This window comes from Sphingobacterium athyrii, from assembly GCF_003071065.1.
Lineage (GTDB): Bacteria > Bacteroidota > Bacteroidia > Sphingobacteriales > Sphingobacteriaceae > Sphingobacterium > Sphingobacterium athyrii.
In genome coordinates this window covers 365,458-379,367 of sequence record NZ_QCXX01000004.1, presented here as the reverse complement: position 1 = coordinate 379,367, position 13,910 = coordinate 365,458, and the positions used below count along the sequence as shown (strand labels likewise).

At 41.6% G+C, this 13,910-nt stretch carries 10 protein-coding genes; 1 reads left to right on the top strand and 9 read right to left on the bottom strand.

Annotated elements, in window-relative coordinates; translation table 11 throughout:
• Window positions 1–44 precede the first annotated feature (44 nt).
• The 9 genes from DCO56_RS16255 to DCO56_RS16215 form a co-directional block, all read right to left on the bottom strand.
• Complete coding sequence (locus tag DCO56_RS16255) at window positions 45–752, bottom strand: energy transducer TonB (RefSeq protein ID WP_181390579.1); 708 nt, start codon at window positions 750–752, stop codon at window positions 45–47.
• Window positions 742–1,290 (bottom strand): RNA polymerase sigma factor, encoded by a 549-nt coding sequence (locus DCO56_RS16250; RefSeq protein WP_108634818.1) that lies wholly within the window; start codon window positions 1,288–1,290, stop codon window positions 742–744. Before DCO56_RS16250 ends, DCO56_RS16255 begins: the two co-directional genes overlap by 11 nt.
• 183 nt (window positions 1,291–1,473) lie before the next feature.
• Window positions 1,474–4,071 carry a TonB-dependent receptor gene (locus DCO56_RS16245; RefSeq protein WP_108634817.1) on the bottom strand — a complete coding sequence of 866 codons (2,598 nt, stop codon included), beginning with the start codon at window positions 4,069–4,071 and terminating at the stop codon, window positions 1,474–1,476.
• 688 nt (window positions 4,072–4,759) lie between these two features.
• The gene (locus DCO56_RS16240) at window positions 4,760–6,016 is read right to left on the bottom strand and encodes a YeiH family protein (RefSeq protein WP_108634816.1); all 1,257 of its coding nucleotides are present in this window, start codon (window positions 6,014–6,016) and stop codon (window positions 4,760–4,762) included.
• Window positions 6,017–6,137: 121 nt separating this feature from the next.
• Window positions 6,138–7,919 carry an acyl-CoA dehydrogenase family protein gene (locus tag DCO56_RS16235; RefSeq protein ID WP_108634815.1) on the bottom strand — a complete coding sequence of 594 codons (1,782 nt, stop codon included), beginning with the start codon at window positions 7,917–7,919 and terminating at the stop codon, window positions 6,138–6,140.
• 133 nt (window positions 7,920–8,052) lie between these two features.
• Window positions 8,053–9,228, bottom strand: a complete 1,176-nt coding sequence (locus tag DCO56_RS16230) for an acetyl-CoA C-acyltransferase (protein WP_108634814.1) — start codon at window positions 9,226–9,228, stop codon at window positions 8,053–8,055.
• Window positions 9,229–9,282: 54 nt separating this feature from the next.
• The gene (locus tag DCO56_RS16225; protein WP_108634813.1) at window positions 9,283–9,642 is read right to left on the bottom strand and encodes a four helix bundle protein; all 360 of its coding nucleotides are present in this window, start codon (window positions 9,640–9,642) and stop codon (window positions 9,283–9,285) included.
• Between the two features lie 38 nt (window positions 9,643–9,680).
• Window positions 9,681–12,110: a 3-hydroxyacyl-CoA dehydrogenase/enoyl-CoA hydratase family protein gene (locus tag DCO56_RS16220; protein WP_108635110.1), complete on the bottom strand. Its 2,430-nt coding sequence runs from the start codon at window positions 12,108–12,110 to the stop codon at window positions 9,681–9,683.
• A gap of 40 nt (window positions 12,111–12,150) precedes the next feature.
• Window positions 12,151–12,591: a MarR family winged helix-turn-helix transcriptional regulator gene (locus DCO56_RS16215; protein WP_108634812.1), complete on the bottom strand. Its 441-nt coding sequence runs from the start codon at window positions 12,589–12,591 to the stop codon at window positions 12,151–12,153.
• A 279-nt stretch (window positions 12,592–12,870) separates the two neighbouring features.
• Between DCO56_RS16215 and DCO56_RS16210 the strand changes: the two genes are divergently transcribed.
• A complete protein-coding gene (locus DCO56_RS16210) occupies window positions 12,871–13,833 on the top strand; it encodes an isopenicillin N synthase family dioxygenase (protein WP_108634811.1) in 963 nt (320 codons plus the stop codon).
• The last annotated feature ends 77 nt before the right edge of the window (window positions 13,834–13,910 follow it).

Genomic DNA, 13,910 nt, shown 5'->3' with positions numbered 1-13,910 from the left:
AAATGAGCCGTTTCCTTCAAGAGAAATGGCTCATTTTTTTTGCACTAAGATTTTTCTATCCCAAAACAATGTGGTGGTTTGATGATATTCGATTGGGCGGGATCCTTCATCTCTTTTAGGGGAAAAGTAATCTTCAGGCGACCTTTTGTTCCCTGCCATTTAGCACCCGACCGAAGAAGCCTTATGGTCTCCTCAACAAGAGCTTGAGCAGGAGTCCCCTCCGCCTGAATCTGAGCCGGAAGACCATCTTGACCAATCGTGAAATTGACTATAATCGTCCCTCCAATCCCTGTATCCTTCAGTTGATTGTTTAAATAGTGTTCGAATGCTTTCCAGCCTCCCAGTGGAGTCGCATCGCCGCCATCGAGCAAGGGCTCGATAGTCACTAGGTTCTCCGGCTCACTTAAGGTTACATCCGTGGTGCGCTCGGCTTTACCATTGAAATGTTTAAAATATAGAAGCGCCAATAATACAACAAACAAAACTCCCGCGGCCGCACCTACAGCCAAACGCTGCCAGGTATAATATTGCGCGTGTCTGGTCGCTATTGTATTCTCTACCCGACGGTTAAGCCTTTGCTGTAACAAACTTAACTGTCTAGCATCCACACCATTTTGCAATCGATACCCATCAATGGCATCTTGTAAAAAAGGATCTTCTAATGCTTCTTTTTCAAGTTGAAACATTTCCTCTTTACTCATCAGGCCATGGATGTAATTATGAATTCGCGATAATTGATAATTATTTTCCATTTTCTTTCCTTTCCATACAGATCTTCAAATTGCGCTTCCCATTCTGGATAGCACTCTTGACTTTATTCAGGTCATACCCTGTTAAATCTGCAATATCTTTATAGCACTTTTGTTCCAGATAAAACAAACGCACACATTCTTTCTGTTCCTGATTTAAGGTTTGCATGCAACCTTCTAATCTTTCAAAATCCCGTTCTTCCCATTTTGCCTCTTCACTGCTATTGAGTTTCTGCTCGCTCTCAAACAAATTATCCTCAATATCCACCTGTGTCGTCCTCTTGTCTTTGCGCAATTGCATCAAACAGTAATTCTTACTGTATACATGTAACCAGCTTTTAAAATTGTCAATTTCGTAATGGCGCAGCTTCTGAATGAGTTCTTCAAAAATCTGCATCACCGCATCCTGGCTACGATCGGGATCCTGTAAGTACTTGAAGCATACACCATAAAGCAAAGACATGTAAGGTGAATATAATTTCCCCAGCGCAGATATATCTCCTGTTGTTTTATAATGTTGTAATAGCTCTTTTTCGTTCATGCGCAACTCTTTCACCTTAATGATGAATTAAGATACGGTTTTCCATAAATAATGCAAGCATAAGCCAAGAATTATCGCCAATAATTTTCCATTGACATTATCCCTTGTTTTGGACACAAAAAAAACCGTCCCTAAATCATTAGAGACGGTCAATGAAAATATATTTATGAATTACGGATTTATTTAATTCCCCTGTTTCCAATTGTAGCGCAGCGTTACGCCATAGGTTCTTGGATCGGCTACGACACCAGCATATTGGCCATAACTACCCGGAGCAGCGAGCAACTGCTCATAGTAATCTTTATTTGTCAGATTCCTGCTCCACACAAAAACCGAAACACCATTTGACCCTCTAAAACCAAGTCTTGCATTCAGCAGTGTATAAGCATCGATGTTCAGGTATTGAGACGGGGATGAACTTGAGGAAAACTTAGAACGATGGAAAAGATCAGCACCTAAAAAGTAGGAGCCATTGATTCCGATCAATTTGCCACTCTGATTGATTTCCCCACCTAAAGACCAGGACCATTTGGAAACTCCGGGAAGAACTCCGCCTGAAATATCCTTGAAAGCCTGAGGTCCACCAACCTCCTCCAATGGCACGGGTGCATTCGTAAATTTCACATATTTCGCATCGGTATATGCCAGTGCCCCATTTAAACGCAGAAAGTGCCCGATATTGATGTTACCATCCAATTCCACGCCTTTGACACGTACTTTCTCGGCGTTAGCCAAATAACCGCGATTTACACCTGGTTCGGGTGTTTGAACCTGTGTTTGATAATCTTTGATATCGGTTTGATAAAGGGATAGATTAAGGATCGAGTTGCGTGTTGGATTGGTCTTCACCCCTAGCTCTTTGTGGCGTACCGCTTCCGGTTTTACCTCCGCCAGATCCAACAGTACCGCTCCATTTGCCGTCGGTAATCCCCCCACATTGATTCCAATTGGTTTATAGCTGATGGAATAAGTAGTATAAGCATTGATCTTCGGATTGAAACGGTATTTTGCCGAAAGCTGACCAGAAAAATTATCTGCATCTGCGTTTATATCAAACGTCTGGTTGGTATAGACCCCGTTCTTGAGAGCCAACAGCGCCGGATCGGATGTCTGTAGCCCACCATAAGTCTGTCTGTCGTAATTTGCTTTCTTCTTGTCGTAGTTATAGCGTAGTCCCGGCAAGATATGAAGTTTCGAAGTCACCTCCCAATCAATCTGTGTATAAGCGGCTAAGCTTGTACTTTTGATACCGTAAACGGTCTTGATCCCGAAGTTGTCAAATAGTCCAGGAGTTTCCCATAAGGCGCTTGTCGAACTTTTTTGAAAACGCCAAAATGCGGAACCCGTTTCCTCAGTATGTACAGGATCAGTACCAAGGTCCTGCCACAGACCAAATAAGCCGACCACGCCACTCACTTTCTCACTGATTTTGCCCGAATATCTAAATTCCTGCGACCATTGGTTATGTACCGAATTACCGGCAGAAACTGTGTAAACAGGAAGGCCTAAATAATCCCGGTCATTGAGTGGCACCCAGGTCCATTTTCGCCAGGCTGAAGTTGATGTCAAAGTACCTTCACCAATCTTGATATCAGCATTCAGCGCTACGCCGCCCAGTTTATTGTCCGCTTTGGATTGCGTATCGAGGTCTATCTTACGTTCAAATGCACTTTTGTAAGGCAGCTCATAGCCTAAATCTTTGATAATGGCATCAAACTGCCGGTAATCAGCCCGCTGAGTTTTGACAACACCGGCAACTGCCCAACCATAACCATCCGGCTTTTGGGAAGAAACGTCACCCGAGAGCACAAGTTTGATATTTTCCGTTGGTGTAAACAATAATTGCCCCCTGAATCCGAGGTTATTGATATCGTTGATCTTTCGATTGCTGTGGACGTTGAAAAGATTCCCATCCCGTTGTGTGCCAGAAAAGGAAGCGCGGGCAGCTAGATTTTTAGCCAGAGGTCCAGAGATCGACGTCTTTGCCTGAATAAAGCCCTGATTGCCATAGCTGACTTCAACATTAGCCTCAGGTGTAAATTGAGGTAGCCGCGATGTAATATTAAAGGCTCCTGCGGTCGTGTTTTTGCCGAAAAGTGTCCCCTGTGGACCACGCAATACCTCGATCTGGTCAATATCAATAAAGTCCAGCCAAGTTGCTGCAGGCCGTGCAATATAGACACCGTCAAGATAGAATCCGACACCCGGGTCTATCCCATCATTGGTCAGGCCGTAAGTCGAACCGAGGCCCCGAATGTTCAGAGTTGTATTACGTGCATTGGAAGAGTACAGCTGCACTGTTGGGACAAGTTCTTTTAGTCGATTGACATTAAAAGCCCCGGCGTCTTCCAGTGCTGCCCCACGGATGATAGAAACAGGAATTGGGACATCCTGCAATTGCTCTTTGCGTCTACGGGCAGTCACGACCACTTGGTCTAATGCCTCCAATCGTGGAGTAAGTTCGATCAGGGTAGGCGACTGGTCTACAACAACACGTCGTGTCTGATAGCCCACAATGGATACAATAAGTGTAAAAGGTAGTTTTTGCCCTGTAACAAACTGGAATACGCCCTTGCTATCGGTCTTCACCTGATGGGTAACGGCTTCAAGCTGCACGGTTACACCTTGTAAAGGCTCTTTTGTCACCGCATCAACGACAGTACCTGTTAATGAAGCATTTATAATTGGTTTAGGATTTTCTACTTGCGCATAAGTCTGATAAGACGCCGCCAAAAGCAAGCTAAAAATCACGCTAATTCGAAAAATAGCATTTTTTTTCATAAATTTATTCAGTTTAATAGTGAAAATAAACAAGTGCCAACGCCAATAGAACTTGTTTCATTGTTAAAACTTTGTTTAAAAAGGGAAGCCTCGGCTTCCCTTTTCTAATATAAGAGAGTGTAAGAGAGAAATTTTAACAACACATTCGTTTTTCACTATTTTCTACGGTAGTAAAATCTACTTCTAACGAAGCAGTTTGTAAGCTTGTTTTTAAAAAGTAATCTTGTTTCATTCTTTCCATAATTAAGTATATTCATTTTTCAGCGATCCCTTCATGACAAGTTGTAAATCAGGATAACAGTACAAATATATAAATATTTTTTAAAAGACTACTAATTTGATAGATTTTATAAATATTTTTTCAAAAAATACCATTAAATACTAATTAACAGATACTTACATTGTAAAAAAGAGATTTTATACATTCAGATCTATTCCTGTACATGAGATTTCCCCTTAGATTTAGCTTTGCTTTTTCATTTACGACCAACAATCTCTTATCCGACAACCTAAACACTTTAGTAAGAAAAAATTGCATCTTCTATTTTCTTGGAAGCCATTTGGCGTGACTATTACTATATCTAGAAAATGAAAAAGGCTAGAACAAAAAAATCCACCAACGTTGGTGGACTTTTTCACAAATATTGTTTAATCCCGAAAGTATTCGGCTCAATTTTTCACCTATAAATTATCGAAACAGTATCAACGCTATCAACAAAGTCACTACGACATTAAAGGTCTGCGCAATCAAAAATGCATAAAGGGGTTTCTTATTATCCTGCACAAAAAGATCTTTGAAATTGGTCTCCAGACCGATCGAAGTAAATGCCAGGGTAAACCAGAGGCCTTGTAAATTTTTCAGACTTCCCTTGATAGTATCAATTTTTTCAGGAGAAATTACAAATGAAAATAGTAGTGATGCAAATACAAATCCAAGCACAAATTTAGGAAAGCGTTCCCAGATAATCTTTAGCGTCGGTTTATCCCGCTTTGTTTCATCATCCACAGATTTTGCATAGGTCCAATAGATACTGATCGCAAATGCCGCAAGTCCTAGCAATACATTTTGTGAAAATTTAACAATTGTGCTGATCTTTAACGCTTCTTCTCCCACCAGGGAACCGGAAGCAACAACAGCTCCGGTAGTATCGATACTACCTCCTAACCACGCACCGGTAACCTCTTGGGACAAGCCCATCCATTCCGCCATATAAGGCATAAAAATCATCATTGGAATTGCAGTGATCAACACTAGGGAAATCACATAGGAGAGCTTTTTGCTATCACCCTTAATCGCGCCGGAAGTAGCTATGGCAGCGGAAACACCACAAATGGACACCGCACTAGACAACATCAGGGACATTTCCTTATCTATCTTCAATTTTTTACAGAGCCAAAAAGCAAAATACCATACTGACAACACAACCGCCAAAGCCTGAATAAGCCCTAGCGAACCCGCTTTAAGAATATCGCCAAAGATAACCGTAGTACCCAGTAAAATCAATCCGATCTTGACATATAGTTCGGTGCTCAGGGCTTCTTTAAACCAAGTAGGCAACTTAAAGCAATTACTGATGATCAAACCGATAATCAAACTAAAAATAACAGCTTCGAGATTATATTCTTTCACCGTCGAATTACCTGCCAATATCAAGGCGAATACGGTCAGAATAAAAACTACCGGAAATACGATCAGCAGATGTTTGACGGATTTACCGAGCAAAAATGCCCCCAGAATACCTGCCACAAAGACGAAGATAAACTGCTGAAAAATCTTACTGAGATTGGCCGGCTCAAAAATTGTAGCGGCCAATTCGGAAGAATTATTCCAGGAAAAATTAGGGACGGGCGCAAAAATACCTGAAAGTGCTAAAAAAATGGTGGCGAGTCCCAAAATGACGACTACCCAGTCTTCTGTAAATGCAAATGATCTTGACGATGCCATATATTGGTTAGTATTAAAAGGCTAAATTTACTATAATTGCGGATACTTTTGGTTATTGTAACACAAAAATGGCCGAAGATTTCTCTCCGGCCATACAACCAAAACCAATAATCATTATCAATCAAAAACAATATTTATTTTCTTCTATTAATTTTTTTGCAATCCGCTGACGTGCATCTTTGATGTTGAATGGCTGCGCTTTTGTGAACCTGCGTAATCCAACAAGCATCATATTCAGTTCATCGCCTTCGCCAAAGGAATACAAAGCTTCCTTACCTGCAGCATTAATTTTGTCAATCGCACCATACAAATAGATCTTTGCCATATCTGTCGCGTACTCGGCCTTTTCAGAACCGGTATGCACAAGCTTTTCTGCGCGCAACAGAACGGATTCTGCAATGTATACGTAACCGATAATATCTGCGATATTCATCAGGATCTCTTCTTCTTTCGAAAGTGACATCATCAGCTTCTGAACCGCAGCGCCAGCAATGAGCAGACCTGCTTTTTTGAGGTTGGCGATAATTTTCTTCTCCGCCGCGAATGGGGCATCATCTTCTTCCCCGAAATCAGGAATAGCCAGCAGTTCACTTGCCACGGCCTGTGCTGGCCCCATCAGATCCAGTTCACCTTTCATGGCTCGTTTTAATAACATATCAACAACAAGCAGTCTATTCACCTCATTGGTACCCTCGAAGATCCTGTTGATACGTGAATCGCGATAAGCACGCTCCATCGGCGCATCGGCTGAATAGCCCATCCCGCCATAGATCTGTACTCCTTCATCCACCACATAATCCAGCATCTCGGAACACCATACTTTTATAATGGCACACTCAATTGCAAATTGTTCCACGGATTTCAATTTGGCTTTCGCCTCATCCATACCGCCTGCGATCAATGCGTCATAGGCATCATCAATATTTTGACCGGCGCGATAGGATGCGGATTCCACAGCAAACAAACGTGTTGCCATCTCTGCCAATTTGTATCGAATAGCACCAAATTTAGAAATCGGCAAGTTAAATTGCACACGTTCATTGGCATATTGAACAGCATGATTGATCACCATACGAGCTGAACCATTTGTCGCAGCCCCCAACTTGATCCGTCCGATATTCAGAATATTTACGGCAATCTTAAATCCGTTCTCCCGCTCGGATAGCATGTTTTCAACAGGCACAGGGCAATCATTAAAGAAGATCTGACGCGTGGAAGAGCCTTTGATCCCCAATTTATGCTCTTCGGGGTTCATGGTGATTCCGCCAAAATCTTTTTCAACAATAAATGCGGTCAGGTTTTTATCATCATCGATTTTTGCAAATACAATAAAGATATCTGCAAATCCACCGTTGGTAATCCACATTTTCTGACCATTGATCAGATAATGAGTTCCTTCAGCATTTAGTTTTGCGGAGGTGCGGCCGGAATTGGCATCTGATCCGGCATTTGGTTCTGTCAAACAGTAGGAAGCCTTCCATTCGCCAGTTGCGAGTTTAGGAATATACTTCGTTTTCTGCTCCGCATTACCATAATAAAGAATTGGCAAGGTACCAATACCTGTATGTGCAGACAAAGCGACGGCAAAAGAGAAACCTCCTCCTACTGCCTCTGCTACGAGCATCGACGTATTGAAGTTTTTGCCAAAGCCACCATACTCTTCTGGAATCGACACCCCCAGCATACCTAACTCACCAGCTTTATCCATTAGGCTTGGCATCAATCCTTCTTCCTGTGCGTCAATACGATCAAGTTTATTTAATACTTCTGTCTCTAAAAAGTCTAAACAGGTCTGACGAATCATCTTTGCTTCTTCATCAAACTCTTCCGGGATAAAAATAGCTGTATAGGGAGTCTCTCTAATAACGAACTCACCGCCTTTGATTGCTTTATTTTCGCTCATTGTTTTTTAGATTTGAGGTGCAACCCTTGAGTAGTCTTTTGACCACCCAGGTTTACACAATATTTTGAATATTTTTATCTGCTATGAGATTAGCAAATAAAATGGTTTATACTGTTATTTTTAGTGTCCGAACTTAGTCTAATAGTTCAAAGATACCGGCCGCTCCTTGACCAGTTCCCACACACATCGTCACCATACCATATTTTTTGCCACGACGTTTCAATTCATGCAAAACCTGCACGGTCAGCTTCGCTCCTGTACAGCCTAGCGGATGCCCCAATGCTATCGCTCCACCATTGACATTGACCTTTTCTTCATCAAGTTCCAGTTCACGAATAACGGCCAAAGACTGTGAAGCAAAAGCTTCATTCAATTCGAACAAATCGATATCTTCTTTTTTAAGCCCAGCCCGTTCCAAAGCTTTAGGTATTGCATAGATGGGCCCTATTCCCATAATTCGTGGCGGTACGCCTGCAACAGCAAAACTGACCAGCTTGGCAATGGGCTTAACACCCAGTTCCTTCACTTTAGCCTCTGACATCACCAGCACAAATGCTGCGCCATCCGATGTCTGTGAGGAGTTTCCTGCTGTCACCGAACCATTGGCCGCAAATACAGGCTTCAACTTACCCAGAGCTTCCAGGGAGGTATCTGCACGAGGCCCTTCATCGGTATCTACAACATATTCACGAGTCGCTATCTTACCGTCCTTCAGATAGTTCTCTTTGACTGTAATCGGCACAATACCATCTTTAAGATGACCATTTTTAATAGCGGCAACAGCCTTTTGATTAGACTTCAGTGCAAAGGCATCTTGATCTTCACGGGAGACATTATAATCTTTCGCTACAGCCTCCGCTGTGAGCCCCATACCCCAATACCAATCGGGATGCTCTTTGGCAACGACAGGGTTGGGAACAATTTTCCAGCCTCCGAAAGGCATTCCGGACATCACTTCAACTCCACCGGCGATAATGACATCAGCCATACCGGTTTTGATCTTTGCAACCGCCGTGGCGATCGTTTCCAATCCAGATGCGCAATACCTATTAACGGTAACGCCAGGCACTTTATCGGTATCTAAACCCATTAGGGAAATAAAACGTGCCATATTAAGCCCCTGCTCCGCCTCAGGCATCGCATTACCCACAATGACATCATCTATATCTTCTTTATTTAAATTCGGCACAGTGGACACGAGATGTTTAATTACATCTGATGCTAAATCATCAGCCCGCATAAAGCGAAACCCTCCTCGAGGCGCTTTACCTACTGCTGTACGAAATCCTGCTACTATGTATGCTTCCATTATTTGAGTATTAAGATGTGAGATCGGAGATATGAGATTTGAGATATTCCAATGTCACATATTAGTTTTTAAATTTTTAAGAAATCCAAAAATCATCTTTTGAATCTCATCTATATGAGAACACAATTGTTCTACTTTATCCTTATCTATTAAATTCAGGTTATGAGCTATAATTAGCTGAGTCTGCAACTCGAAAGAAGATCCATTTGCGATACCGAGAAAATGAACAAATTCATTTTTCGTATTTCTCCCTGCTCCTTCAGCAATATTAGATGCAATAGACACAACCGAACGTTTAATTTGAGATGTAAGCCCATATTTTTCATCCATTGGAAAATCTACAACAGCTGTATATACCGCTGTGGATAATTCTATTGCTCTTTGCCAAACTTTCAATTCTTTTAAAGCATGCATAATCTCTTATCTCAAATCTAATAGCTCACATCTACAATCTAATTCCGTAAAGGTTTTCCTTTTGTCAACATATACTGAATTCTTTCAAGTGTTTTACGTTCAGCACAGAGTTCGAGGAATGTTTTGCGCTCAAGATCCAACAAATATTGTTCAGATACTTCCGTTGGCGATGACAGATTGCCACCACACATCACCCAACCCAATTTTTCCGAGATCTTTCGGTCATAGTCCGAGATATAATTTCCTTCACGCATCGAAGATGCACCTACATATACGATACCTAAACCTTGATTGCCCAACACTTTTATATCGTTGCGTGGTGCCGGTTGCACATATCCTTCATCGGCCAGCTCCAATGCTTTTGCCTTTGCATCGGCAAGTAGGCGGGCACGGTTCATCGTGATGGCAAATTTATCTTTCTGCAAGTAGCCCAATTCGTAGGCCTCATAAGCCGAGGTTGATACTTTCGCCTGACCAATGGTCAGGAATTTATCTTTTAATGTATTCTGAACGATCTGGTCATCTTTAAATTCTTCGGAAGCACGCAATGCAAATTCCTTAGTTCCGCCACCACCTGGGATAACACCTACGCCCAGTTCCACTAAGCCCATGTAGGTTTCGGCATGAGCCTGCACAAAATCTGCATGCATTGAAAATTCACAGCCACCGCCTAAGGTCATCTGAAACGGTGCTACGACAACTGGAATCGATGAATAACGCAAGCGCATGGATGTATTTTGAAAGGCTCGAACAGCCATATTTAGTTCATCAAAATCCTGTTCTACGGCCATCATGAATATCATGCCGATATTCGCTCCTGCAGAAAAATTCTTCCCATCATTGGAAACAACTAATCCTCGGTATTCTTTTTCAGCAAGATCTATCGCTTTATTCAATCCCTGAATCACATCACCACCGATCGTATTCATCTTGGTATGGAACTCGCAATTGATGATTCCATCACCGAGATCAATAATAGAAACACCTGTATTTTTCCAGATGGTTTTGCTTTCACGGATATGATCCAATACAATTAAATCTTCGGTTCCAGGAATAGGTTTATAGGATTTGGATGCGATATCATAGTAATAGCGAACACCATTTTCTATTTTATAGAAAGATTCATGTCCTGAATCCAACATTTCATGCACCCAGGATGCCACTTCGCCATCTTGACCGGGCAAACGCTTCTCTTCGGCCTTGATCTTAGCCAATGTCTCGCGAACCCCCAAAGCATCCCAGACTTCAAATGGCCCCAATTCCCAGCCAAATCCAGCGCGCATGGCATCATCTATACGGAAGAAATCATCTGTGATTTCAGGAACACGGCGTGAAACATATTCAAATAAAGGATAATGCATAGCACGGAAGAGCTCCGCTGCCTTGTCTGTTCCTTGTTCATAGACTTTCATCCGTTTACGGATATCTTCAACTGGCTTGGTCGCCTCTAAAGTTGAAGACTTAACTTTTTGCTGGGAACCAAATGTGAGTGTTTTAAGATCAAGCGAAAGAATTTCAGAATTACCATCAGCAGCTTTTACCTTTTCATAAAATCCCTTTTTTGTCTTTTCCCCGAGCCACTTGTTTTCAACCATCTTACCGATAAAGGCCGGAAGCTGGAAGACACCTTTTGCCTCGTCATCAGGCGCATTCTGCGCCAGACCGTTAGCAACATTAACCAAGGTATCGAGACCGACAACATCCGCGGTACGGAAAGTAGCCGATTTTGGATGCCCCATTGCCGGACCCGTATATTTATCCACTTCCTCAACTGTCAGGCCTAAAGGTTCTACCAGATGAGTCACAGCAAGCATCGAATAAACACCGATCCGGTTACCGATAAATGCGGGTGTATCCTTACAAAGAACAACCGTTTTACCCAACATCTTATCTCCGAAATGAAGGACAAAATCAACAACTTCTGGCTTTGTGTGCGGTGTAGGAATTATTTCCAACAAAGGTAGATAACGTGGTGGGTTGAAAAAGTGTGTGCCACAGAAATGATCTTTAAAGTCTTCACTACGCCCCTCAGTCATGAGATGAATAGGAATACCAGAAGTATTGGAAGTAATCAATGTACCCGGTTTACGGAACTGTTCGACACGATCAAAAACAGACTTCTTAATATCTAAGCGTTCTACAACAACCTCAATAATCCAGTCGGCCTGAGCAATATCTTTGAGGTTATCCTCAAAATTGCCTGTTTTGATACGTTTTACAAATGATTTGCTGTAAATTGGTGAAGGATTTGTCTTTAAAGCTGTTTCTAACGAAGTATTGACAATTCGATCCCGAACGGTCTTACTCTCCAACGTTAGACCTTTTGCTTGTTCTGCAGGCAGCAGTTCACGGGGAACAATATCCAGCAACAGGACTTCGACACCAATGTTAGCAAAATGACAAGCAATTCGCGAGCCCATAACACCCGAACCGAGAACTGCCACTTTTCTAATATTTCTGTTCATCATAACATATTTATCATGCACATCCGTACATTTGGTTTAACTTCTACACAATTACTTCTTCCTTATAATTGGTTGCCAACTCATTGAGCTTAGCCAGAGAAGCAATTAATTGATCACGTTCATTTTCCGAAAAATTCTCAGCGAGATACTGGTTAAAATTGCGCACCACATCTTTCGCAATCCTTCTCTTCTCGCGCCCTAACTCTGTCAGGTATACTTTGACAGAGCGTTTATCCGTTGTACTGGTCTCTCGGTAGATAAATCCCAAGGACTCTAAATTATTCAACACCCGGGACAAACTAGTTGTTTTGACCCCGGTCAAATTCGCAATCTGAGAAACAGGCGTACCCTCTTTATGGATATTGATTAAAATATAACCCGCTGCTTGGGTAAAACCATACTGTGAAGCAATTTGATTATATTTATTGGCGATTGTCTGCCAACCTGTTTTTAAAAAATAGTCGATTGTCTGATTTTGGTTCATAGCGTATTCACAAGCGATTTTATTATTATGCCTGCATAACAAATATAATAGTTAAGAATTAGAATAACAAACTTGAAAATGCAAATTTTGTTAATTCCCTGTCCTCATCTTTCTAGAATCACTTTTCTTGCTTTTTTATGACCAAAATCGAAATGTGGAAAACTTTTAACAACTGAAATCCAGTTAAATAAAGTAAAACGCAAAACTTTTATTAACAGCCAATGTGCAATATTCAAAATTAATTGCGTTAAATTTGTCCTAAACAAATATCGACACCGTATGGCTTTAGTAAACATACCACGCTTGGACTTGTTGCATTATACACAAGGAACCCAAGAACAACGAAATCAATTTATTCAAGATATTGGCAAGGCTTTTAACGAAACGGGCTTTGTAACGATTGCAAATCATGGTTTATCAAAAGAATTAATTGAGGAATTATATCAGGTCGTTCCGGAATTCTTTGGTTTACCAACAGAGATAAAAGAAAAGTATGAATTTCCTGAGCTTGCAGGCCAACGTGGATACACGGCTAAGGGAAGAGAAAAAGCGAAAGATGCAAAAACTCCAGATCTAAAAGAATTCTGGCAACGTGGTCAGACGATCGTTGGTGAAGAGTATTCAAAAGCGGACTTCCCAGACAATCCACAAGTGGAAGAAATACCTCGTTTTAATGGCGTAACAGCTGAAGTTTATAAAAAACTAGAAGACACAGGGCGTGAATTACTAAAAGCAATCGCGACTTACCTAGATCTTGAAGAAAATTATTTTGAGAAATTTGTAATCAATGGCAACTCTATCTTGCGTGCGATCCATTATTTCCCAATTACGGATCCTGATGCATTGGCTCCTGACGCTGTACGTGCAGGTGCGCATGAAGATATCAACCTGATTACACTATTAATCGGTGCTAGCGCAGATGGACTGGAAGTTTTGACAAAAGATGGCGAATGGTTTCCGATCAAAGCAAAGGGAGAGGATATCGTCATTAACGTAGGCGACATGTTGCAGCGTTTGACCAACAACAAACTTAAATCAACAACTCACCGCGTTGTTAATCCTCCTCGTGAAAAAATGGGCACTTCCCGCTTTTCCATTCCGTTCTTTTTACATCCAAAATCTTCGATGAGCTTGGCCTCATTGGAATCTTGCATCGACGCAGCTCATCCAAAGGCCTATGAAGACTATACCGCAGGTGAATATCTAGATGAAAGATTAAGAGAAATCGGTTTGAAAATGTAAGGCAAGCTAAATCCATTCATGCTGGATGTTATTATAAAAAAAGCAGATCGGATGATCTGCTTTTTTTGTACAATAAA